We start from the raw sequence: 21,880 nt of genomic DNA on the forward strand, positions 1-21,880 counted from the left end.
AGTGTGCTGCTTGATCGTCCCCAGGCCCGCGGCGAGCAGGAAGCCGCCGATGCCGCCGGCCATGCCGATCAGCCCGGTCATCACGCCGATTTCCTGGCGAAAACGTTGCGGCACCAGCTGGAACACCGCGCCGTTGCCGGCACCCAGGCCGAGCATGGCGCTGACGAACAGGGCCAGGGCGGCCACCGCGCTGGGCAGGTTGAAGCCGACGGCGGCAATGCAGATGGCGGCGACGCTGTACATCGCCAGCAAGGTGCGGATACCGCCGAAGCGATCAGCCAGGGCGCCACCCAACGGGCGCATCAGGCTGCCGGCGAATACGCAGGCGGCAGTGTAGTAGCCGGCGGTCACCGGGCTCAGGCCGTACTGGTCGTTGAAGTAGCCGGGCAGGGCGCTGGCCAGGCCAATGAAGCCGCCGAAGGTAACGCTGTAAAAGAACATGAACCACCAGCTGTCACGGTCACCCAGGGCCTTGAGGTAGTCGGCCAGGGCTTTGGGTTTGGGCCGCTCGGGGGCGTTGCGCGCCAGCAGGCTGAACAGCACCAGGGTCAGCAGCAGCGGGATCACGGCAAAACCGAAGACGTTGTTCCAGCCAAAGCCTGCGGCCAGGGCCGGGGCCAGCAGCGCGGCGAACACGGTGCCGGAGTTGCCGGCGCCAGCGATGCCCATGGCCTTGCCCTGGTGCTGGGCCGGGTACCACTGCGAGGCCAGCGGCAGCGATACGGCAAACGAGGCCCCGGCAACGCCGAGGAACACCCCGAGCAACAGGGCTTGTTCATAACTATGGATTCCCAGGCGCCAGGCGCAGAACAGTGCGACGATGACAATCACCTGGCCGATCAGCCCGGCGGTCTTGGGCGACAGCCGGTCCACCAGCAGGCCCATGACAAAGCGCAGGATCGCCCCGGCAAGGATTGGCGTGGCGACCATCAGGCCGCGTTGCTGGGTGGTCAGTTGCAAATCAGCGGCGATCTGCACCGCCAGCGGGCCGAGCAGGTACCAGACCATGAAGCTCAGGTCGAAGTACAAAAAGGCGGCGAACAGGGTAGGGACATGCCCGGACTTCCAGAAACTCGTATTCATCGAACACCTCGTTGAACAGGGACGGAAACGAAAAAGACGTCGCCACCCGACCCGCTTGCGCGAGTGGGGGTGCGACGTCTTTGTCGTGAAGGGGGCAACCGCCGTTGGCTACCTGTCCTTTGCTGATAGCAAGAGCCGGGCCAGAATGCCTCAGCCGAGCAGGTCGCTCATGGCAATGATCTGCTCGGCCACCTGGATCAGCTTTTGTTGCTTGCTCATGGCCTGGCGGCGCATCAGGGTGTAGGCCTGTTCTTCGTTGCAGTCCTTCATTTTCATCAACAGACCCTTGGCCAGCTCGATCCGCTTGCGCTCCGCCAGTTGCTGGTCGCGGGCCTGCAGCTGGGCCTTGAGCGCCTGGTCGCTTTCAAAGCGGGCCATGGCCACGTCAAGGATCGGCTGCAGCCGCGTGGCCTGGATGCCTTCGACGATGTAGGCGCTGACCCCGGCCTGGATGGCCTGGCGCATCACGCCGGGGTCGTGCTCGTCAGTGAACATGACGATCGGCCGCGGCCGGTCGCGGCTGACCAGCACCACTTGCTCCATGACATCCCGGCCCGGTGACTCGGTATCGATCAGCACCACGTCCGGATGCACCGTTTCGACGCGCGCCGGCAGGTCGATGGTCAGGCCCGACTCTTCGATCACCTCGAACCCGGCCTGGACCAGGGCGGCCTTGAGGCGACCGACTTTTTTCGCAGTGTCGTCGATCAACAGGATTCGCAGCATGGTGGCGTCTCCTTTCAGCGGCGGGCGAGGGTGGCTGGCGGTTCCGCCAGTGCATGCAGGCGAAAGCTGCGGGCGTAGCCATACGGGTCGCTGCCATCCCAATGGCTGCCATCGATCAGCGGGCTGCTGCGCATGTCGGGGCCTGCGCAGGGCACGCCGATCGCTGTGGCGGCATCGCGGTACAGCGCCAGTTGCTGGACCTGGCGGGCCACGGCGAGGTAGTCGGGATCTTCGCGCAGCAAGCCCCAGCGGCGGAACTGGGTCATGAACCACATGCCATCGGACAGGTATGGCACGTTGGCCCGGCCTTCATCGTGCAGGCGCAAGGCGTGGGGGTCATGCCACTGGTTGCCCAGGCCGTCCTGGTACTGGCCGAGCAGGCGTGGCTCGATACTCGACAGCGGTGCATTCAGGTACGCCTTGCCGCTGAGCAGCTGCGCGGTACTGCGCCGATTTTCGTTGTTCTGCTCGATGAAACGACTGGCGGCCAGCACCGCCATCACCAGGGCCCGGGCGGTGTTCGGGTACTGTTCGACAAAGGCCCGGGTGCAACCCAGGACCTTTTCCGGATGGTCCGGCCAGATCGACTGGCTGGTAGCCAGGGTAAAACCCTGGCCCTGCTCGATGGCGCCCGCCGACCAGGGTTCACCGACGCAAAAGCCATCGATGCGTCCGGCTTGCAGGTGCGCGAGCATCTGTGCAGGCGGCACCACTACGCTGTTGACGTCAAGCAACGGGTGGATGCCCTGGCTGGCCAGCCAGTAATACAGCCACATGGCATGGGTGCCGGTGGGAAAGGTCTGGGCAAAGGTCAGTTTTGTCCTGCTTTGGTGCACGAAACGCTCCAGTGCCTCGGGACTGGTCACACCTTGGCGTTGCAGTGCCGCGCACAGGTTGATGCCCTGGCCGTTCTGGTTCAGCCCCATCAGCACCGCCATGTCGGTGGCCGCGCTACCGCCGATGCCCAGTTGCAGCGCATAGATCAGGCCATAGAGGCTGTGAGCGGCATCCAGCTCGCCACTGGCCAGCTTGTCACGCAGGCCGGCCCAGGAGCTTTGGCGCTGCAGGTTCAGGCTCAGGCCGTAGGCCTGGGCGAAGCCCTGGGTGGCAGCCACCACCACCGAGGCGCAATCGCTCAGGGCCATGAAACCGAGATTCAGGCTGGGCTTTTCCGGGGCATCGCTGCCGTTGACCCAGGCCAGGGAAGTTACGGGAATAGGGTTGGTCACGTCATTGCGCCTGTGTCGAAGGTCAGGCCGTACCGCTCGCGTGGCAGGCGTTGTAAGAGGGATCTAGCAACGCATATGCCAAGGCGGCCCTGTCCCCCGGACGACGCCACCGCTATAATCGCCCCCTCACTCACGTCGAGCTAAGCCCGCCCATGTATACCCTGGCCCGCCAGTTGCTGTTCAAGCTCTCCCCGGAGACTTCCCATGACCTGTCCCTGGACCTGATCGGCGCCGGTGGCCGCCTGGGCCTCAACGGGCTGCTGACCAAGGCGCCGGCCTCTTTGCCGGTCACCGTCATGGGCCTGAACTTTGCCAACCCGGTCGGCCTGGCAGCAGGCCTGGACAAGAACGGCGCGGCCATCGACGGCTTTGCCCAACTGGGTTTCGGTTTTGTCGAGATCGGCACCGTTACCCCGCGTCCGCAACCGGGCAACCCCAAGCCGCGCCTGTTCCGCCTGCCGGAAGCGCAAGCGATCATCAACCGCATGGGTTTCAACAACCTGGGTGTCGACAACCTGCTCAACCGGGTACGTGCGGCCAAATACCGTGGCATTCTCGGTATCAACATCGGCAAGAACTTCGACACTCCGGTCGAGCGCGCGGTCGACGACTACCTGATTTGCCTCGACAAGGTCTACGACCAGGCCAGCTACATCACCGTCAACGTCAGCTCGCCCAACACCCCGGGCCTGCGCAGCCTGCAGTTCGGCGATTCGCTCAAGCAACTGCTCGACGCCCTGGCCGAGCGCCGCTCGCAACTGGTGAGCGAGCGCGGCAAGCAGGTGCCACTGGCAATCAAGATCGCCCCGGACATGAGCGATGAAGAAACCGCGCTGGTGGCTTCGGCCCTGCTCGAGGCAGGCATGGACGCGGTAATCGCCACCAACACCACCCTTGGCCGCGAAGGCGTCGAAGGGTTGTTGCATGGTGATGAGGCGGGTGGCCTGTCGGGCGCGCCGGTGCTGGAAAAAAGCACCCATATTGTCAAGGTGCTGGCCGGCGAGCTGGGCGGCAAGCTGCCGATCATTGCCGCAGGCGGGATTACCGAAGGCAAGCATGCGGCGCAGAAGATTGCCGCCGGTGCCAGCCTGGTACAGATCTACTCGGGGTTCATCTACAAGGGGCCGGCCCTGATCCGCGAGGCAGTGGATGCCATCGCAGCCTTGCCACGCTGAAACGGCAGGCATAAAAAAGGGCCCCCTCAAGGGGCCCCTGGGCCTTAGCCCGCCGCCCGGATGGGGCGTGCATGGTAATCGGATTCAGTTCCTCGTTCAGCCAACGGCGTGAAGTTCGTTGAGTCTATGGATACCCGCAGTGCCGGTCATACCGTCCCAGTTGTCGCCGCGTCCTTCGCGCCAGCCATTGATCCATGCCTGACGTACAGACGGTAGAGTAAAGGGGCAAAGCTCGCGGGATTTGCCGGTGACCCCATATTGGTAGCCACGTGAAAAAGCTCGTTCCAACGGATCACGCTTAAGTCTTCTCATAGGGTGTTGCCCTCACTTGTTGACTGTAATGTCCCGTCGACCTCTAGAAGGTCGGGCAGAATCGTTCTGCCGGTTTGCGCTCGCTGCCGGCGTCGCGAGCGGAAGTGTTGTACCGTTGCGGTGACAACCTGAGATCAGTTCTAACCAATGCACGACACAGTGTGAATGATCGTTTTGTCATAAGGACGTAACCTTTCATAGGGTCACAGGATAAGTAAATAAATGCGTCTGATTAGGATCTGGCGCAAAGCCCGCTATGATCAGGGTTTGGTCTGAAACGAAATCATCTGGCCATTGCCATGTGATAATTTGTAACAACGAAGGTAAAACGACGAAGGGTCATTTTTCCCGGTTTTTTACCTGAATTTTTCATTCTGCTCGGCAATCAAAGACTTTTCTGCCATGGCAAAAGTCAGGTTGGCGGGTGGCCCGGCGTAAAAAAGCGCCACTCGAACGCTGTGGAAAGGCGTTCGATTAAACATCGGAAGGGCGATGCGCTTGCTCTTCCACTTTATTGCTCAAGGCTCTGGATACCCCATGTCGGACCGTTTCGAACTTTACCTCACCTGCCCCAAAGGCCTTGAAGGCCTGCTTGCCGAAGAAGCGCGTGGCCTTGGCCTTGAAGAAGTGCGTGAGCACACCTCGGCGATTCGCGGCACCGCCGACATGGAAACCGCCTACCGGCTGTGCCTGTGGTCGCGTCTGGGCAACCGCGTGCTGCTGGTGCTCAAGCGCTTCAACATGAAAAACGCCGACGACCTCTACGACGGCGTCAATGAAGTCGAGTGGCAGGATCACCTGCAAGCCAGCGGCTCGCTGGCGGTGGAGTTCAGCGGTCATGGTTCGGGCATCGACAACACCCACTTCGGCGCCTTGAAGGTCAAGGATGCGATCGTCGACAAACTGCGCACCAGCAGTGGTGAGCGCCCGTCGGTGGACAAGCTCAACCCTGACCTGCGCGTGCACCTGCGCCTGGAGCGCGGCGAGGCGATCCTGTCCCTGGACCTGTCTGGCCACAGCCTGCACCAGCGCGGCTACCGCCTGCAGCAAGGCGCTGCACCGTTGAAGGAAAACCTCGCTGCCGCGGTGTTGATCCGTGCCGGCTGGCCGCGCATCGCCGCCGAAGGCGGCGCCCTGGCTGACCCGATGTGCGGCGTGGGCACCTTCCTGGTCGAAGCGGCAATGATCGCCGCCGATATCGCACCGAACCTGCGTCGCGAGCGTTGGGGTTTCAGCGCCTGGCTCGGCCACGTGCCAGCACTGTGGCGCAAACTCCATGACGAGGCGCTGGCCCGTGCCGAAGCTGGCCTGGCTCGTCCACCGCTGTGGATCCGTGGTTTCGAGGCGGATCCACGGCTGATCCAGCCAGGCCGCAACAACGTCGAACGCGCAGGCCTGAGCGATTGGGTGAAGATCTACCAGGGCGAAGTCGGCACCTTCGAGCCGCGCCCGGACCAGAACCAGAAAGGCCTGGTGATCTGCAACCCGCCGTATGGCGAGCGTCTGGGCGACGAGGCCAGCCTTTTGTACCTCTATCAGAACCTCGGCGAGCGTCTGCGCCAGGCCTGCCTGAACTGGGAAGCGGCGGTGTTCACCGGTGCCCCGGACCTGGGCAAACGCATGGGCATCCGTAGCCACAAGCAATACGCCTTCTGGAACGGCGCCTTGCCGTGCAAGCTGCTGTTGATCAAGGTCCAGCCCGATCAGTTCGTCACCGGCGAGCGCCGTCAGCCGGAGCGCAACGGCGAAGTTGCCGAGCAGCGTTCGCCCGCTGCCGTGGCCAGCGAGCCGGCCCGCCTGAGCGAAGGCGGGCAGATGTTCGCCAACCGCCTGCAGAAGAACCTCAAGCAACTGGGCAAGTGGGCCAAGCGCGAGAACGTCAGTTGCTATCGCTTGTACGATGCCGACATGCCCGAGTACGCCCTGGCCATCGACCTGTACCAGGGTTGGGTGCATGTGCAGGAGTATGCCGCACCGCGCTCGATCGATCCGGAAAAAGCCCAGGCGCGTCTGTTCGACGCCCTGGCAGCGATTCCCCAGGCGTTGGGTATCGACCAGAGCCGGGTGGTGGTCAAGCGCCGTGAGCGCCAGACCGGCACCCGTCAGTACGAGCGCCAGAGCACCCAGGGTCAGTTCCTGGAAGTGCGGGAGGGCGGCGTCAAGCTGCTGGTCAACCTCACCGATTACCTGGACACCGGGCTGTTTCTCGACCACCGTCCGATGCGCCTGCGCATTCAGCGCGAGGCTGCGGGCAAGCGCTTCCTCAACCTGTTCTGCTACACCGCCACGGCCAGTGTGCATGCGGCCAAGGGCGGTGCGCGCAGCACCACCAGCGTCGATTTGTCCAAGACCTACCTGGACTGGGCGCGGCGCAACCTGTCGCTCAATGGCTTTTCGGACAAGAACCGCCTGGAGCAGGGCGACGTCATGGCCTGGCTGCAAGCCTGCCGCGACGAGTACGAGCTGATCTTCATCGACCCGCCGACCTTCTCCAACTCCAAGCGCATGGAAGGCGTATTCGACGTGCAGCGCGATCATGTCGAGTTGCTCGACCTGGCCGTGGCACGCCTGGCGCCGGGGGGCGTGCTGTACTTCTCGAACAACTTCCGCAAGTTCCAGCTCGATGAAAACCTGGCTGAGCGCTACGCGGTGGAAGAGATCAGTGCCCAGACCCTGGACCCGGACTTTGCCCGCAATAGCAAGATTCACCGGGCATGGAAGATCCAGGCGCGCTGATCGGCTGATTGTCGCGGGCGATGATTGCTTCGTTAATGGCTAATGGCTATAACTCAATCAGAGCCCGCGATCCGCAGGACGCTGGCGTTTTGAGTGCTTTCTATGTCGATGCACGTCGCTCGTCCGAAGATGCTCGGCTTTGTCAGCGAAGAAGTTTCCGCCTGGCTGGTGGCCGGTGTGGCGTTTGTGGCCGGCAGCCTGTTGACAGCGCTGCTGGCGCTGGCGACTCACGACCTGTACCACCAGCAGCTGCGGCAGCGCTTCGAACTGCTGGCCAGCGAACGCTACAGCCGTATCGAAGAACGCTTCGAGGACCAGGTGCAGCGTCTTGACGGCCTGCGCCGTTTCTTTGTGTTCTCCTCAAACGTTACCCTGGATGCGTTCAACGGCTATGCCCAACCTTTGCTCTACCGGACCCAGGCCTATGCCTGGGCGCCACGGGTAGCCGGCGAGGCGCGCGAGGCGTTCGAGCGCGGCGCCGCACAGACACTCGGCAAACCCTTTGCCATCCATGAACTCACTGACGCGGGCAGCCTGCAGGTCGCGGCGCCGCGGCCGTTTTATTATCCGCTGTACTACACCCAGGCGCTGAGTCACCAGGCGCAGCCCCTGGGCCTGGATATGCTATCCCAACCGCTGCGCCAGGCTGCTCTGGATCGCGCCCGGCAGCCTGGCAGCATGGCCGTTTCGGCGCCGCTGAACCTGAGCAATGTCGATCCGGCTTTTACCCGGGGCGTGCTGATGGTGGCCCCGGTGTTCGCGCCCGGCAATACTGCCAGCGCCCCTGACGGCTACGTGCTGGCGGTGATCAGCCTGCAGCAACTGATGGCCGAAGGGCTGCCCAGCCCGAGCCAGGACAATCTGGTAGTGCGCATTCTCGACCTGTCCGGGCAAGGCCGGCGCGAGGTGTTGTTTCAGTCGGGCAACGAGGGCGCCAGCACTGAGCTGACCGCCAGCCATCTGTTGCGCCTGGCCGATCATGACTATCAGCTGGATATTCAGCCGAGTCTGGCGTTCATGGAGGCCAATCGCTCCTCGGCGGTGAACGCCGTGGTACTGCTTGGCGGCCTGCTCAGCCTGTTGCTCAGCGCGTTGCTGTTCAGCCTGTTCGGCCAGCGCCAGCGGGCCCTGACCCTGGTCGAGCAGCGCACTGGCGAGTTGCGCGTCAGCGAGCAGTCGTTGCGCGACACCCATAATCAGCTGCGCAGCGTGCTTGATGCCGCGACCCAGGTGGCAATCATTGCCACCAGCTTGCGCGGGGTGATCAGTACCTTCAACGCCGGTGCCGAACGCATGCTCGGCTATCACAGCGCTGAAGTCATCGGCCAACTGACCCTTGAAGATCTGGTATTGCCGCAGGAACTGCAGGCCCGCGCACGAGCCTTGAGCCAACGTTATGGCCGCGAGGTCAGCGCGGCCCAGGCGATGTTTGCCGAGACGGTCCAGGAGGGTGAAAGCGAACCGGGCGAGTGGACGCTGTTGCGCAAGGATGGCAGCCACTTGCTGGCCAATATGCTGGTCACCGCGGTGCTCGACGAGCACGGGCTGTGGGTCGGGCACCTGGCCATTTGCATCGATGTCACGGAGCGCAAGCGTGTGCACGAGGCCCTGGCAGCCCGTGACCGCCTGCTGGAGAAACTCAGCGCCGAGGTGCCCGGTGGCATCTATCAGTTCCACCTCGACCGCGATGGCCACTCCTGTTTCAGCTATGCAAGCGAAGGTTTGCGCGATATCTATGAGATCGACCCGCAGCGTCTGCGCGAGGATGCGACGGCGGTGTTCGAGCGCATTCACCCGGACGATCTGGCGCGGGTGCGCGCGTCAATCCGCTACTCCGCCGATCACCTGACGCCCTGGCGCGAGGAGTATCGGGTGGTCCTGCCGGCGGCCGGGATGCGCTGGATACGTGGCGAGGCCACGCCGGAGCCGGCCGAGCAGGGCGCTACCTTGTGGCATGGCTACCTGACGGATATTTCCGATCTCAAACGCGTCGAGGAGGAGCTGCGGGCGTTGTCAGTGACGGACTCGCTGACCGGCATCCACAACCGGCGTTACTTCCAGGAGCGGCTCAAAACCGAACTTGAGCGGGCCCAGCGCGATAGTCAGGATCTGGCAGTGATCATGCTGGATATCGACCACTTCAAGCGGATCAACGACCTGTATGGTCATGCCGTGGGTGACCATGTACTGCGCAGCCTGTGCCAGCGCATCAACCATCGCTTGCGCCGCACCGACGTGTTCTGCCGCCTGGGTGGCGAGGAGTTCATGGTCCTGTGCCCGGGCAGCAATGCCGAACGGGCCTACACCCTGGCCTTGGAACTCTGGCAGGGCTTGCGCAGTATGCCGGTGGACGGTGTCGGCATGGTCACGGCGAGTTTCGGCGTAGCCGGCTGGCGCCCCGGGGAGGGCGCCGATGCCTTGCTGCTGCGCGCCGACTCGGGGGTGTATGCGGCCAAGCAGGCTGGCCGCGACCGGGTCGAGGGCGAACAGCCCTGAGCCAGGCTCAGGGCTGAATGGCGGCGGTGCTGTTGACCAGCTTTGGCTGGCGGTACAGGTCCAGCAGGACCTGATCGAGCACTGCCGAAGCACCCCAGGGTTTCGGATCGTTGAGGATCGCCGCCACCGCCCAGGTATTGCCGTTGCTGTCGCGGCTGAAGCCGGCGATGGCCCGTACGGTATTCAGGGTGCCGGTCTTGATGTGCGCTTCACCGGTCATGGCGGTGCGCTTGAGGCGCTTGCGCATGGTGCCGTCCATCCCCACCAGCGGCATCGAGCTGATGAACTCGGCGGCGTACGGGCTGTTCCAGGCAGCTTGCAGCAGGGCCGCCATTTCCCGGGTGCTGACCCGTTCGGCGCGCGACAGGCCCGAGCCGTTTTCCATGATCAGGTGCGGCGCGGTGATGCCTTTTTTCGCCAACCACTGACGCACCACGCGCTGGGCGGCACGGGCGTCGTCACCATCGGCGTCGGTACGGAACTGCGCACCCAAGCTCAGGAACAACTGCTGGGCCATGGTGTTGTTACTGTACTTGTTGATGTCGCGGATGATCTCGACCAGGTCCGGAGAGAAGGCGCGCGCCAGCAAACGGGCGCTTTTCGGCACGTTGTCGACCCGGTCGCGGCCCTGGATGCTACCACCCAGTTCGTTCCAGATCGCCCGTACCGCACCGGCGGCGTAGGTCGGGTGATCAAGCAGCGACAGGTAGGTTTGCGAGTTGCAGCCATCGCCCAACTGGCCACTGACCACGACGCTGACGCCGTCGGCCTGAACCACCGGGTTGTAGCGCACGTCGCCGCTGCACTGCTTGGCGTTGACCGCCTTGACCTGGTTGTCGATGCGAATGTTGGCAATCGGCGGCTCGACCGACACCAGGACCTTGCCACCGTCGTTACGGGCGACGAAGCGCAAGGCCTTGAGGTTGATCAGCAGCGAGTCGGGCTTGACCAGGAAGGGCTTGTTCTCATCGCCGCCGTCATCGTTGAACTGCGGCAGTTGCGGCTGGATGAAGTGGCTGCGGTCAAGCACCAGGTCGCCGCTGATGGTCTGCACGCCATTGGCGCGCAGGTCGCGCATCAGCAGCCAGAGCTTTTCCATGTTCAGTTTCGGGTCGCCACCGCCCTTGAGGTACAGGTTGCCCTGCAGCACGCCATTGCGCAGCGGGCCATCACTGTAGAACTCGGTCTTCCACTGGTGGGTGGGGCCGAGCATTTCCAGGGCGGCATAGGTGGTCACCAGCTTCATGGTCGAGGCCGGGTTGACCGAGACATCGGCATTGAACACGGTCGGGGTGCCCGGGCCGTTGAGCGGCAGCATCACCAGCGACAGGGCCGAATCCTGCAGTTTGTTGGTTTTCAGCGCTTGCTGCACTTTCGGTGAGAGCGTGGTGTTGACCGCGGCCGCGTGGCTGGAAAGCGCCAGGGGCATCAGCAGGCCGGCAAGCAAAAGAGGGCGAAGAGATCTGATCATGTGCGATAAAACCCTGCGAGCGAGGGGTGAAAAAAACGGAGCGAAAAAAGGTGAAGGCCCCGATACGGAAAAATATAGCGCGCATTATGCCCCAAGCCGAAGGCCCATGGGCCTGTGAATACCGGATCGAGCAGCAGCTTATCGGCTTTTAGTCCGGCAAGGGCGCGGCGAAACTGGTAAAGTGCCGCGCGTTAATACTCAAGAGGATTGTTTCATGGCCACTAACCGTTCCCGCCGTCTGCGCAAAAAACTCTGCGTGGATGAATTCCAGGAGCTGGGTTTTGAGCTGAACCTGGAATTCAAGGAAGATCTGTCCGACGAAGCCATTGACGCCTTCCTCGATGCTTTCCTGGATGACGCCATGGATGCCAATGGTCTGGACTACGTTGGCGGCGACGACTTCGGTCTGGTCTGCAAGGCTGAGCGTGGCTCGGTCACTGAAGAGCAGCGTGCAACTGTTGAAAGCTGGCTCAAAGGCCGCAGCGAACTGACCAAAATCGAAGTCAGCCCGTTGCTGGACGCCTGGTATCCGGAAAACCCGGTTAACCCGGCTTCCTGATCCTGCTGAAACGGCGGCCCCAGTGGCCGCCGTTTTCGTTTCTGCCCCGCCGCCTGTTCAAGTGTTGCCCCGCGATGGTTGGGCTGGCTGTGCGTGCAAGTACCCCTGCAACGCGTCTTCAAGCGCGCTCAAGACGCTCAGTAGCTGCTGCTGGCGATCCTCCAATACCGATGCTGCCTGGTTGCTCTGGCAATCGGCCTCCAGCTGCTCGCAGGCCTGAATCAGACTGTCGGCCTGAATGATGCGGGCGGGTCCGAGAATCTTGTGTGCCTGATTCATCAGTTGCACTGCATCGCCGAGCGGATCGATGGCCTTGAGCGAGGCGCGGTCATGTTTGAAACTGCGCAGCAGTTCTTCGAGCAGTTGGCGTAAATCACTCATGCTCTTGCCCACCACCGGCTCCAGCCCCTGCAGGTCGAATGGCAGCGGTGCAGGCGCTGGCGGCTGTGCGGCCAGCAAGGGCGCTTCGGCCAGGCGCCGGCTCAGTGCATTGAGGCTGATGGGCTTGAGCAGGCAGTCGTCCATGCCAACCTGGCGGCAGCGCTCGCGTACCTCCGGCTGGGCGTTGGCGGTGTAGCCGAGGATGGTGCAGGGGACCCATTGATACTGCCGTTCGTGGTCTCGCGCTGCCTGGGTGAACTGGTAGCCATTCAACTGTGGCATGTTGCAATCGACGATCACCACATCGAACTGCCCCTGGCGCCAGGTGCTCAGGCCACTCAGTCCATTGTCGGCGCTTGCATGTTCAAGCCCCAGAAAGGTCAGCTGCTGGGCAATCAGCAGCAGGTTGGCGGGATGGTCATCGATGACCAGTACGCGCAGCGGGGGCAGCACGGCACAGGGCTCTGGCGGTGCCGGAGCAGGCTTGGGGGTTTCCGCCAACAGGGTCATGGGCATGCCGATGTGCACATGGGTGCCCTGGCCGAGCACGCTGTGCAGGGTCAGGTTGCCTCCCATCGACTGGCACAGGTCGCGGCTGATCGCCAGGCCGAGGCCGGTGCCGCTGCGGGCCAGGTTGCTGTCCGGGTTGGCCTGGGCGAACGGCAGGAACAAGCGCTGCTGATCCTGTGGGCTAATACCGATGCCACTGTCCTGTACCGTTACCCGCAAGGTCGGCCGGTTGGCAGCGGGGCCGGGCTCCAGGGCCAGGTGTACGGTGACTTGCCCTTTTTCGGTGAACTTGATCGCGTTGCTGACCAGGTTCGACAGGATTTGCTTGAAACGCAGGGGGTCGAGCAGGACCTCGCAGTGGGCCTGCGGGGCAATCTCCAGGCGCAGGAGCAGGTCCTTTTGCCGGGCCACGCCATCGAACACGCGACCGACCGATTCGACCAGCTCCGCCAGGTTGACAGGCTCCGGTGCGAGGGTCAGGTGCCCGGATTCGATGCGCGCCATGTCGAGGATGTCGCCAATCAAGGCCAGCAGTTCTTTGGCCGAATTGTAGGCTACCTCGATGGCCGGGCGATCGATATGCCCTTGATCCGCGCGTTTGAGCGTAAGTTCGAGCATGCCGATGATGGCATTCATCGGCGTGCGTATTTCATGGCTGATGGTCGCCAGGAAGACGCTTTTGGCGCGATTGGCGTCATCGGCCCGCTGCTTGGCCAGGCGCAGGTCCTGAATCAGCTGGCGTCGCTCGCTGATATCGATCCAGCCGCCAATGATCCCCTGGACTTCGCCCAGGGAATCCCGATAAGGCAGGATCCAGTGGTAGATGGTCAGTTCGCGCTCCTTGAGCAACAGCGGCCGGTCAACGATCAACGGGATCCCTTCGTGCATGACCTTCTGGTAATCGGCCTGGATCTGACTGGCATAGCAACTGTCGCCCAGGGTGCTGTCCTGGATCCTTTTGCCCAGCACGTCGCTCAGTTGCGCCTCGACAGCTTCCAGGTAACTGTCGTTGCAACTTTGCAGCAGTCCGTCGCGATCGCGAACGTACATGGGATGGGGAGTGCCGTTGAGCAGGGCGCGCATGAACTCGAGCTGGTCGTTCAGGGCCCGTTCGGCGGCCTCACGTTGCTTGATCTGGCGGCGCATCCAGGCGTTCCAGGCCAGTGACAGCAGGAGCAACAGGCTGGTACCCAGGACCACCTGGAGAATCAGGCGCTGGTATTTTTGCCAATAGGCGTCGGTTTCGGTGCTGTAGCCGCGCCAGCGGCTATTGATGATGCCCAGTTCCTCCGGGTCGATGCTCAACAGCGCCTTGTCGAGGATCGACGCCAGTTCCTGGGCGCTGCGCGCAGTGGCCATGGCGAAGGTGGCCGGTTCCGCGCCGACCGAGGAGCGGATCATCAAGTCGCGCTGGGACACGAGGCTGAAGTTGGCATTGATCAGCGCCGTGATGGCCGCATCGACTTGGCCACTGGCCAGCAATGAAGTGGAGTAGAACGTGCTCTCGGTCTCCACCAGTTGAATATCGGGAAAGCGTTGGCGCAAATCATCGTACAAGGGGCTGTCGCGGGTCAGGGCCAGACGCCGGCCGGCCATCTGCTCGAGCGAATCGGGGCTGTCGGCACCCTTGCGGGTCATTAGTACGTAGGAGTTTTCCAGGTAAGGGCGACTGATCGCCAGGGTCCCGGCGCGACGAGGGCTGGGTGAAATCGCTGCGATGACGTCCGCCTGGTCATGGTTGAGGCGGTCGATCATATCGCTGATACCGCTGGCCCGTTGCACTTCGAAGCGCAACCCGGTACGCAGGCGGATAAGTTCCAGCAAATCGGCGGCAATCCCGCGAAAGTTGCCGGCGCTATCGAAGAAGGTCAACGGCGCAGCGGTTTCGTTAACCACCACCCGCACCACCGGATGCCCGCTCAGCCAGCGCTCCTCACGTTGTGACAACTGCAGTTTGCGGTCGGTCAGCAAGACGTCGCTGCCGGCACTCCAGCGTTTGAAGATGCTTTCTCGGGTGCTGCTGGACACCAGGTCGAGGGTGGTGTTGACCAGTTCCAGCAGGGTCTGGTTGTCGTGTCGCACGGCGAAGCTGAAGCCTACGGGCTCGTGCTTGCCGAAGTTGGCCATCTTGACGTTTTGCAGATGGCCCTGGTTGATAAGGTAGTGGGTCGAGATGGTATCGCCCAGAAACACATCGGCCTGGTCGAAGGCGACCGCATTGAGTGCATTCTGATAGGACGGGTATGACTGGATGGTGGCATCAGGATAACTGGCCAGCACTTCATCCAACGGCAGGTAGTGATAGACCATGCTCAGGCGCAGGCCCGCCAGGCCCATATCGAGCGGGCGTGACTCGTTCTCGCGGGTCACCAGCACCGGCTGATCGACGGCATAAGGCTTGGACAGGGCAATGCCGGGAGTCGCTGCCTCGAAGCCGTTGGTACTGCCCAGCAGGTCGATCTGTCCTTGTACCAGGGCCTTTACCGCCTCCTGGCGAGTAGCGAAACGTTGAACCTGGATCGGCAGGTTCAGTGCCGAACCGATCAACCCGGCGAAGTCGGCGGTCAGGCCTTCGTAATCACGGCCGCTGGCGGTCATGTCAAAGGGCGGGTAATCCGGCGCTGAAGTCCCCAGAACCAGTTGGCCCTTGCCTTGGACCCACATCCGCTGGGTCGACGTCAGTGGCAGTTTTGTGGGCAGCGCACCGGCACGGCTGAACAGCGTGAACAGGCTGGCGGCGACTTCATCTGCCTGGGCGGCAAGGCTCAGGCAGGCCAGGGCAGCGCACAGTAACAGGATCAGGCGTTGCCTATGCATGAGTGGCCTCAAACCAGTGCATTGCGTTTCGCCATCTCAATCAATTCGACCAGTGAGTTGGCTTTGAGCTTTTGCATCAGTCTTTTCTTGTAAGTACTGACGGTCTTGTTGCTGAGGAACATGCCCTGGGCGATTTCCTTGTTACTTCTACCTTGGGCAAATAGTTGCAGAACCATCAGTTCGCGATCGTTGACCTGTTTGAACAGGTCCAGTTCCGATACCGAGTCATCCTGGCGACGTACAGGGTTGATGGCCTGACTTGGGAAATAGTTGTAGCCGGAAAGTACAGCTTTTATTGCGCTGAGCAGTTCGCAGAGGTCTTCTGCTTTGCACACATAGCCAGCGGCGCCCGAATGCATGCAGCGGCTGCCGAAGAGCGCCGGCGATTGCGCGGTCAGTACCAGGATTTTCATTTTTGCGGGGACGCCCATGGCATGGAAGCGCGAGAGCACCTCCAGGCCGTCCAGCCGCGGGATGCTGATGTCGAGGATTATCAGGTCAGGCAGGCATTCACGAACCATTTGCATGGCGTCCACGCCATTGTCCGATTCCCCGACCACTCGATAGCCTTCGTTCTCCAGAAGCATGCGCACCGCCAGGCGGATGACCGGGTGATCGTCGACGATGAATACAGAGTACATGTTGAACTTCCATAAAGGTGCCAGAGAGGAATAGCACCTTAACGCAGATAGAACTGGTCGCACATGAACTCAAGGCGTGTTAATCGATATATAGGAAAAGTCCTACTAACTTTGCAAGCGGAGATTACAGAGGGTTCTTTGTAGGGCGGGTGTTGGGCGGGTTGAAAGTAAGGTGAAGTTACGAAAGTGCCGGTCTGTTGATGATCGTTATCTGCGTGTAAGTTATTTCCTACTTGCTACGGATACGCACGCACCGTCCGGTACCCGGACAGTGCGTCGCAGCCGTTCAGGTCGGGCTGGAACGGCCAGTCATTTCACGGGCCATTTCACTGGCATAGCTGTCCGTCATCCCGGCAATGAAGTCGATCATGCGCAGGAAGGAGGTGTGCAGTGAGGCGTTGGGGCTTGGCGCGTTGTTACCCAGCAGGTCGAGGATACGCCGGCTCTTGAACGAGGGCGTGCGGCCGCCGTGCTGCTCCAGGGCGGCGCCACAGAACGAGTTGAGGAGAATTTCCAGGGTGGTGTAGGCACCAATTTCATGCAGGGTCTTGCGTTTGTCCTGGAAGATCTTCTTGCGCGCGATGTCCTTGGCCTGCAATACACAGCGTTTGGCCGGGCCATGCATATGCTCGACCAGATCACCGTGGAGTGTGCCTGCCAGCAGGGCGTGCTGTTGCTCGACGAAGGCACGCGCGGCGGCGTTGGTCAGGTGTTCGATGGCTTTCCCGCGCAGGATCGCCAGTTTGCGCCGTCGAGAGTCGTCCGGGCCCAGCTGACGGTAGGTTTCCGGCAGGTCGTCACCCACCAGGCTCAGCAGGAGCGACTCCACTTCGGCATAGTCAAGCAAGTCCATTTCCAGGCCGTCTTCCAGGTCGATCAGGGCATAGCAGATGTCATCGGCCGCCTCCATCAGGTACACCAGTGGATGGCGTGCCCAGCGTTGTTCTTCGAGCTGTGGCAGGCCGAGCTTGCGGGCAATCTGTTCGAGCAATGGCAGTTCGCTCTGGTAGCAGCCGAACTTGTGTTTCTTGTAACCCAGTGCGTCGGCATGGCGCGCAGTCCAGGGGTACTTCAGGTAGGTGCCCAAGGTGGCATAGGTCAGTCGGGTGCCGCCATCGAACTGGTGGTACTCAAGTTGGGTGAGCACCCGGAAACCCTGGGCATTGCCTTCGAAGTTAAGAAAGTCGGCGCGCTCGGGCTCGCTCATCGCATCCAGCCAGCCGCGCCCGGCGGCCTGCTGGAACCAGTGACGGATAGCGTCTTCGCCGGAATGGCCGAAGGGTGGGTTGCCGATGTCATGGGCCAGGCAGGCTGACTGCACGACCATGCCCAGGTCGCTGGGTTCGCACCATTGCGGCAGGCTGGCGCGCAGGGTTTCGCCAACGCGCATGCCCAGCGAGCGGCCGACGCAGCTGACTTCCAGAGAATGGGTCAGGCGGGTGTGGATGTGGTCGTTGCTTGACACCGGGTGTACCTGGGTCTTGCGCCCCAGGCGGCGAAAGGCGCCGGAGAAGATGATCCGGTCGTGGTCTTTGTGGAACGGGCTGCGGCCGAGTTCTTCGGGGCTGTGCAGGGGTTTGCCGAGGCGTTCGCGGGTGAGCAGGGTGTGCCAATCCAAGGCCATTTCTCCGGTGCGGGGGCTGGGGGGTAGCTTCGCGGTTAGGGGGCGGCGCTGCAAGTGGCTTTGTGAGCTTAGGTCGGGGCAGGTAGATCAAGAGTGAGCGCGCCGATCTGTGGGAGCGGGCTTGACCCGCGATCACGCGCGCAGCGGTCGTAACCCAGGCGCTGCCTGTCGTGCTGGCGGCACTTACCGCTTGCTACCAGCGCCTTGCATGGCCAGCTTCAACAACGGGATCAAGCTGGTGGCCAATTTCACCAAGCGGCTGACGCTACCGCTGCGGGCGCCTTTGCCGGTCAGGAAACCCAGCAGCACCACGGCACCAATGCCCCACAACGGCGCGTGCTTGATGCCCAGGCCGCCTTGCAGCGAGTCGCCCATGGCGCGCAGGCGGGTCAGGGGGTTGAGCAGTTGCCCGGACTCATGGCGAATCTCCTGGCGGTGCATCTCCAGGCGCAGGCGCACCAGGGCCTTGCGCAGCTCTCGGCGGTTGGCGGACTGCGGTAGTTCAGGCAGGCTCATGGCAACAGGCGCTCCCGGTCCTTGGCAAGTTCTTCGAGGGTCGAGCTGAACGGCGACGATTCATCGAACATCGCAGCCTTCAGGCGCAGGCCGCAAAACAGCGCCGCCAGCCCATAGAACACGCACAGGCCAACGATGCCCGCCAGACGATAACTGTCCCAGAGCATCACCAGCACCAGGCCGGAGAGGGCGGTCAGCAACAGCAGGGCAAATACCAGGGCCAGCCCGGCCAACAGCAGCAGGCTCAGGGTCCGGGCCTTCTGCTCCTGCAATTCGATGCCAAACAGTTCGACATGGCCGTGCAACAGGCCCAGTACCGCCGCACCGAGGCGCTTGCTGGAGGGGCCGGCGCCGGCCAGTGGTTCGCTTTCCATGCTCGGTCCTCAGCGGGGGGTGGCCAGCAAGCCAATCAGGAAGCCGACACCGGCGGCGATGCCGATCGACTGCCAGGGATTGCTCTGCACGTAATCTTCAGTGGCGCTCAGGGCCGCCTGGCCTTGTTCGCGTACCGAGTCCTGGGTCAGTTGCAGGGTTTCCCGGGCGCGCAGCAGGCTGTCGTGGATCTGTTCGCGCAGTTCATCGGCCTGATCGCCAGCCAGGGTTGCCGTGTGTTCCAGCAGCTTCTCGGTATCGCGTACCAGGGCCTGGAAGTCAGCCATCAGTATTTCTTGAGCAGTCTTTGCCGATTTGCTGGCCATGGGGCTCTCCCTAACAGTGTGTATGGCTATTTCGAGTCGTGGGCGCGGGCGAAGGTTCAAGTGCAATTCACTGGTACAGCTTTTGCTTTGCCGTGGTGCGCCGGGGCCGGTGCCTGCGCCGCTTGTGGGCGTGGACAAACACCGGACCTGTAAACCTTAACCCAATCCACGACAAACCCAAGGAAAAACTCCCGTATCACCCGGATTGGCCAGGGAGGTGGCCGTGACAACGATCCAGGTTGGTGCACGAAGGGGTGTATCTGAGCTGTCTTGGTGCTTTTTTGCAGGCCTGCCTACTCCATGGAAAATTTGCAAAGCGCAGTGGACACCCTGGTCCACGGCTCCAACACGCTGTTCATTTTGCTCGGTGCGGTGATGGTCCTGGCCATGCACGCAGGTTTCGCTTTCCTTGAGGTGGGCACTGTGCGGCACAAGAACCAGGTCAACGCCCTGTCGAAGATTCTCAGCGATTTTGCCGTCTCGACCCTGGCGTACTTTTTCATCGGCTACTGGATTTCCTACGGCGTCAGCTTTCTGCAGCCGGCGCAGGTGTTGAGCCAGGCGCATGGGTACAGCCTGGTGAAGTTCTTTTTCCTGCTGACCTTTGCCGCGGCGATTCCGGCGATCATTTCCGGCGGTATCGCCGAACGGGCACGCTTTGCCCCGCAACTGTGCGCCACGGTGTTGATCGTGGCCTTTGTCTACCCATTCTTCGAAGGCATCGTCTGGAATGGCAACTTTGGCCTGCAGGCCTGGCTGGCGGCACGTTTTGGTGCAGGCTTCCATGATTTTGCCGGCTCTGTCGTGGTGCATGCCATGGGGGGCTGGCTGGCACTGGCGGCGGTATTGCTGCTGGGGCCGCGCAACGGCCGTTATCGCGACGGCAAGCTGGTGGCGTTTGCGCCGTCGAACATTCCTTTCCTGGCGCTGGGTTCGTGGATCCTGATCGTCGGCTGGTTCGGTTTTAACGTCATGAGCGCACAAACCCTGCAAGGGGTCAGCGGCCTGGTGGCGGTCAACTCGTTGATGGCCATGGTTGGCGGAACGGTGGCGGCCTTGGTGGTAGGGCGCAATGACCCGGGCTTCCTGCACAACGGCCCGTTGGCCGGGTTGGTGGCGGTGTGCGCAGGTTCCGACCTGATGCACCCGGTGGGCGCGCTGGCTACCGGGGCGATTGCCGGCGCCTTGTTTGTCGGCTGCTTTATCGCCGCGCAGAACACCTGGAAGATCGATGACGTGCTGGGCGTGTGGCCGTTGCATGGCTTGTGCGGGGTATGGGGCGCAATTGCCTGCGGGATCTTCGGTCAGAGTGCCTTGGGCGGGCTGGGCGGGGTCAGCCTGGTCAGCCAGTTGCTCGGCAGTTTGGCCGGAGTTCTGGTGGCCCTGATCGGCGGCTTTGCCGTGTACGGGGGGATCAAACTGTTGCTCGGTCTGCGCCTGGGTCAGGAGCAAGAGTATTACGGCGCCGACCTGTCGATTCACAAGATCGGCGCCACCAGTCAGGACTGAATCGTTCAGCGCCCGGCGAGCAAGCGTGCTTGGCAGGCTTCCACGGCGCTCAACGGGCCGCTGACCAGCACCGCATCACCGGCGTGCAGGCAGGTGCCGGTATCCACTTGCAGCTCCTCGCCCTGGCGCTGGACCGCCTGCAGCTCGACGCCCAGTTGTTCAAGGCCCAGCTCGCTCAAGGTACGGCCACAAGCGAAGGCTTCGGCGCCGAGGTTGACCGCGTGCATCATGGCCTTGGGCAGGCCTTCACTGTCGACCGGGCTGGTCTGGGCGCCATGGTAGAAGGCATGCAGCAGGCGGTAGCGGGTCTTGCGCACCTCATCCACCCGGTGCTGTACCTGATCTTGCGGCAGGCCGAGCATCACCAGGGCATGGGAGGCCAGCATCAGGCTCGATTCCAGCAGTTCCGGGACCACCGCCGTGGCACCGGCCGCGCGCAGCTCGTCGCGCTGGCTGTCGTCGCGGGTGCGTACCAGGATCTGCACCTGGGCGTGACGCGCACGGGCGGCCTTGAGCACGCTCAGGGCGATGTCGGTCTTGTCCACGGCTATCACCAGTAGCCGCGCCCGCTCAAGGCCGATGGCCGTGAGCAATTCGCCACGGCGCGAGTCGCCGTAGTGCACGCAACTTTCCCCGGCGGCGGCTTCCTGAACCCGCACCGGGTCGTCATCCAGCGCGATGAAGGGAATGTCCTCGCGGCGCAGGAAGCGCCCGATCGACTGGCCAACCCGGCCGTAGCCGCAAATCAGCACATGGCCGTTCATCGAGGCGCTCTGGGCTTCGATTTCTTCCAGTTGAACTTCCTGGTTGGGCTTGCGATGCAGGCGCGCGGCAATGCCGGGGGCGGCCCGGAGCAGCAGGGGGGTGACCAGCATCGAGCAGAAGGTCGCGGCCAGCAGCAGGTGCCCCAGCTCCTCGGGCAGCAGCTGGGTCTGTTGCATCTGCGCCATCAGGGCGAAACAGAACTCGCCCCCCTGGGCCAGGGCCAGGCCGCTGCGCCAGGCGGTTTCAGCGTCGCTGCCGCGCACCCGCACCAGGGCGGCGACGATGCAGCCCTTGACCAGCAGCAGTGCCAGGGTCAGGCCGAGGATCTGCAGGCCATGGCTGGCAAACAGTTGCAGGTCGATAAGCATGCCGATACTGACGAAAAACAGCCCCAGCAGGATGTCGCGGAACGGGCGGATGTCCGCTTCGATCTGATGACGGTAATTGCTTTCGCCCAGCAGCATGCCGGCGAGGAAGGCCCCCAGGGCCGGGGACAGCCCCAGCAAATGAGTCAGCCATGCCGTCAGCAGCACGATCACCAAGGCCAGAAGCACGAACAATTCCGCCGAATGCGAGCTGGCCACTTCATGGAACAGGCGCGGCAGCAGCCAGCGGCTGGGCCGCAGCAGGGC

17 protein-coding genes are annotated in these 21,880 nt (G+C 62.7%); 5 read left to right on the forward strand and 12 right to left on the reverse strand.

Annotated features, from left to right (window positions below):
* From UW3_RS27070 to UW3_RS0115030, 3 genes are all read right to left on the reverse strand, one after another.
* On the reverse strand, positions 1 to 1,083 hold a 1,083-nt coding region (locus tag UW3_RS27070), incomplete at its 3' end, for a nitrate/nitrite transporter (protein WP_010223324.1).
* A 150-nt stretch (positions 1,084 to 1,233) separates the two neighbouring features.
* Positions 1,234 to 1,809, reverse strand: a complete 576-nt coding sequence (locus UW3_RS0115025) for an ANTAR domain-containing response regulator (RefSeq protein ID WP_010223325.1) — start codon at positions 1,807 to 1,809, stop codon at positions 1,234 to 1,236.
* A 14-nt stretch (positions 1,810 to 1,823) separates the two neighbouring features.
* The gene (locus UW3_RS0115030; protein ID WP_010223326.1) at positions 1,824 to 3,038 is read right to left on the reverse strand and encodes a CmpA/NrtA family ABC transporter substrate-binding protein; all 1,215 of its coding nucleotides are present in this window, start codon (positions 3,036 to 3,038) and stop codon (positions 1,824 to 1,826) included.
* A 152-nt stretch (positions 3,039 to 3,190) separates the two neighbouring features.
* Here UW3_RS0115030 and UW3_RS0115035 point away from each other — a divergent pair, with 152 nt between their 5' ends.
* Complete coding sequence (locus tag UW3_RS0115035) at positions 3,191 to 4,213, forward strand: quinone-dependent dihydroorotate dehydrogenase (protein ID WP_010223327.1); 1,023 nt, start codon at positions 3,191 to 3,193, stop codon at positions 4,211 to 4,213.
* Between the two features lie 96 nt (positions 4,214 to 4,309).
* Here UW3_RS0115035 and rmf read toward each other — a convergent pair whose 3' ends face one another.
* Positions 4,310 to 4,525 carry a ribosome modulation factor gene (gene rmf, locus UW3_RS28250; protein WP_010223328.1) on the reverse strand — a complete coding sequence of 72 codons (216 nt, stop codon included), beginning with the start codon at positions 4,523 to 4,525 and terminating at the stop codon, positions 4,310 to 4,312.
* A 537-nt stretch (positions 4,526 to 5,062) separates the two neighbouring features.
* Here rmf and rlmKL point away from each other — a divergent pair.
* Together rlmKL and UW3_RS0115045 are read left to right on the forward strand one after the other, a co-directional pair.
* The gene (gene rlmKL / locus UW3_RS0115040) at positions 5,063 to 7,261 is read left to right on the forward strand and encodes a bifunctional 23S rRNA (guanine(2069)-N(7))-methyltransferase RlmK/23S rRNA (guanine(2445)-N(2))-methyltransferase RlmL (RefSeq protein WP_010223329.1); all 2,199 of its coding nucleotides are present in this window, start codon (positions 5,063 to 5,065) and stop codon (positions 7,259 to 7,261) included.
* Between the two features lie 102 nt (positions 7,262 to 7,363).
* Positions 7,364 to 9,757 (forward strand): sensor domain-containing diguanylate cyclase, encoded by a 2,394-nt coding sequence (locus tag UW3_RS0115045; RefSeq protein ID WP_010223330.1) that lies wholly within the window; start codon positions 7,364 to 7,366, stop codon positions 9,755 to 9,757.
* 7 nt (positions 9,758 to 9,764) lie between these two features.
* Here the strand turns inward: UW3_RS0115045 and dacB are convergent, their stop codons facing one another.
* On the reverse strand, positions 9,765 to 11,228 hold the full coding sequence (gene dacB / locus UW3_RS0115050) for a D-alanyl-D-alanine carboxypeptidase/D-alanyl-D-alanine endopeptidase (RefSeq protein WP_026001339.1): 1,464 nt from the start codon (positions 11,226 to 11,228) through the stop codon (positions 9,765 to 9,767).
* Between the two features lie 214 nt (positions 11,229 to 11,442).
* Here dacB and UW3_RS0115055 point away from each other — a divergent pair, with 214 nt between their 5' ends.
* Complete coding sequence (locus UW3_RS0115055) at positions 11,443 to 11,787, forward strand: YggL family protein (RefSeq protein ID WP_010223332.1); 345 nt, start codon at positions 11,443 to 11,445, stop codon at positions 11,785 to 11,787.
* A 57-nt stretch (positions 11,788 to 11,844) separates the two neighbouring features.
* On the opposite strand, the gene UW3_RS0115060 is transcribed toward UW3_RS0115055, so the two are convergent.
* The 6 genes from UW3_RS0115060 to UW3_RS0115085 form a co-directional block, all read right to left on the reverse strand.
* Entirely contained in the window at positions 11,845 to 15,495 is a 3,651-nt protein-coding gene (locus UW3_RS0115060) for a transporter substrate-binding domain-containing protein (protein WP_010223333.1), read from the reverse strand.
* An 8-nt stretch (positions 15,496 to 15,503) separates the two neighbouring features.
* The gene (locus UW3_RS0115065) at positions 15,504 to 16,136 is read right to left on the reverse strand and encodes a response regulator transcription factor (protein WP_010223334.1); all 633 of its coding nucleotides are present in this window, start codon (positions 16,134 to 16,136) and stop codon (positions 15,504 to 15,506) included.
* Positions 16,137 to 16,422: 286 nt separating this feature from the next.
* Entirely contained in the window at positions 16,423 to 17,754 is a 1,332-nt protein-coding gene (locus tag UW3_RS0115070; protein WP_010223335.1) for a deoxyguanosinetriphosphate triphosphohydrolase, read from the reverse strand.
* Positions 17,755 to 17,943: 189 nt separating this feature from the next.
* The gene (locus tag UW3_RS0115075; RefSeq protein ID WP_010223336.1) at positions 17,944 to 18,276 is read right to left on the reverse strand and encodes a hypothetical protein; all 333 of its coding nucleotides are present in this window, start codon (positions 18,274 to 18,276) and stop codon (positions 17,944 to 17,946) included.
* On the reverse strand, positions 18,273 to 18,650 hold the full coding sequence (locus tag UW3_RS0115080) for a phage holin family protein (RefSeq protein ID WP_010223337.1): 378 nt from the start codon (positions 18,648 to 18,650) through the stop codon (positions 18,273 to 18,275). The genes UW3_RS0115075 and UW3_RS0115080 overlap by 4 nt, the downstream gene beginning before the upstream one ends.
* A gap of 9 nt (positions 18,651 to 18,659) precedes the next feature.
* The gene (locus UW3_RS0115085) at positions 18,660 to 18,974 is read right to left on the reverse strand and encodes an ElaB/YgaM/YqjD family protein (protein WP_010223338.1); all 315 of its coding nucleotides are present in this window, start codon (positions 18,972 to 18,974) and stop codon (positions 18,660 to 18,662) included.
* Positions 18,975 to 19,274: 300 nt separating this feature from the next.
* Between UW3_RS0115085 and UW3_RS0115090 the strand changes: the two genes are divergently transcribed.
* Positions 19,275 to 20,483, forward strand: coding sequence for an ammonium transporter (locus tag UW3_RS0115090; RefSeq protein WP_010223339.1), 1,209 nt, complete (start codon positions 19,275 to 19,277; stop codon positions 20,481 to 20,483).
* 5 nt (positions 20,484 to 20,488) lie between these two features.
* Here the strand turns inward: UW3_RS0115090 and UW3_RS27075 are convergent.
* Positions 20,489 to 21,880, reverse strand: a 1,392-nt coding sequence (locus tag UW3_RS27075; RefSeq protein WP_010223340.1) for a monovalent cation:proton antiporter family protein, incomplete at its 5' end; no start/stop codon positions are given.

This window comes from Pseudomonas donghuensis (assembly GCF_000259195.1).
Classification (GTDB): domain Bacteria; phylum Pseudomonadota; class Gammaproteobacteria; order Pseudomonadales; family Pseudomonadaceae; genus Aquipseudomonas; species Aquipseudomonas donghuensis.

Bases quoted from the DNA above. Each gene is read 5' to 3' on its own strand.
- UW3_RS0115025 (WP_010223325.1), bottom strand. From the start codon at position 1,809: ATGCTGCGAATCCTGTTGATCGACGACACTGCGAAAAAAGTCGGTCGC.
- UW3_RS0115035 (WP_010223327.1), top strand. From the start codon at position 3,191: ATGTATACCCTGGCCCGCCAGTTGCTGTTCAAGCTCTCCCCGGAGACT.
- rmf (WP_010223328.1), bottom strand. From the start codon at position 4,525: ATGAGAAGACTTAAGCGTGATCCGTTGGAACGAGCTTTTTCACGTGGC.
- rlmKL (WP_010223329.1), top strand. From the start codon at position 5,063: ATGTCGGACCGTTTCGAACTTTACCTCACCTGCCCCAAAGGCCTTGAA.
- UW3_RS0115045 (WP_010223330.1), top strand. From the start codon at position 7,364: ATGTCGATGCACGTCGCTCGTCCGAAGATGCTCGGCTTTGTCAGCGAA.
- dacB (WP_026001339.1), bottom strand. From the start codon at position 11,228: ATGATCAGATCTCTTCGCCCTCTTTTGCTTGCCGGCCTGCTGATGCCC.
- UW3_RS0115055 (WP_010223332.1), top strand. From the start codon at position 11,443: ATGGCCACTAACCGTTCCCGCCGTCTGCGCAAAAAACTCTGCGTGGAT.
- UW3_RS0115060 (WP_010223333.1), bottom strand. From the start codon at position 15,495: ATGCATAGGCAACGCCTGATCCTGTTACTGTGCGCTGCCCTGGCCTGC.
- UW3_RS0115065 (WP_010223334.1), bottom strand. From the start codon at position 16,136: ATGTACTCTGTATTCATCGTCGACGATCACCCGGTCATCCGCCTGGCG.
- UW3_RS0115075 (WP_010223336.1), bottom strand. From the start codon at position 18,276: ATGAGCCTGCCTGAACTACCGCAGTCCGCCAACCGCCGAGAGCTGCGC.
- UW3_RS0115080 (WP_010223337.1), bottom strand. From the start codon at position 18,650: ATGGAAAGCGAACCACTGGCCGGCGCCGGCCCCTCCAGCAAGCGCCTC.
- UW3_RS0115085 (WP_010223338.1), bottom strand. From the start codon at position 18,974: ATGGCCAGCAAATCGGCAAAGACTGCTCAAGAAATACTGATGGCTGAC.
- UW3_RS0115090 (WP_010223339.1), top strand. From the start codon at position 19,275: ATGGAAAATTTGCAAAGCGCAGTGGACACCCTGGTCCACGGCTCCAAC.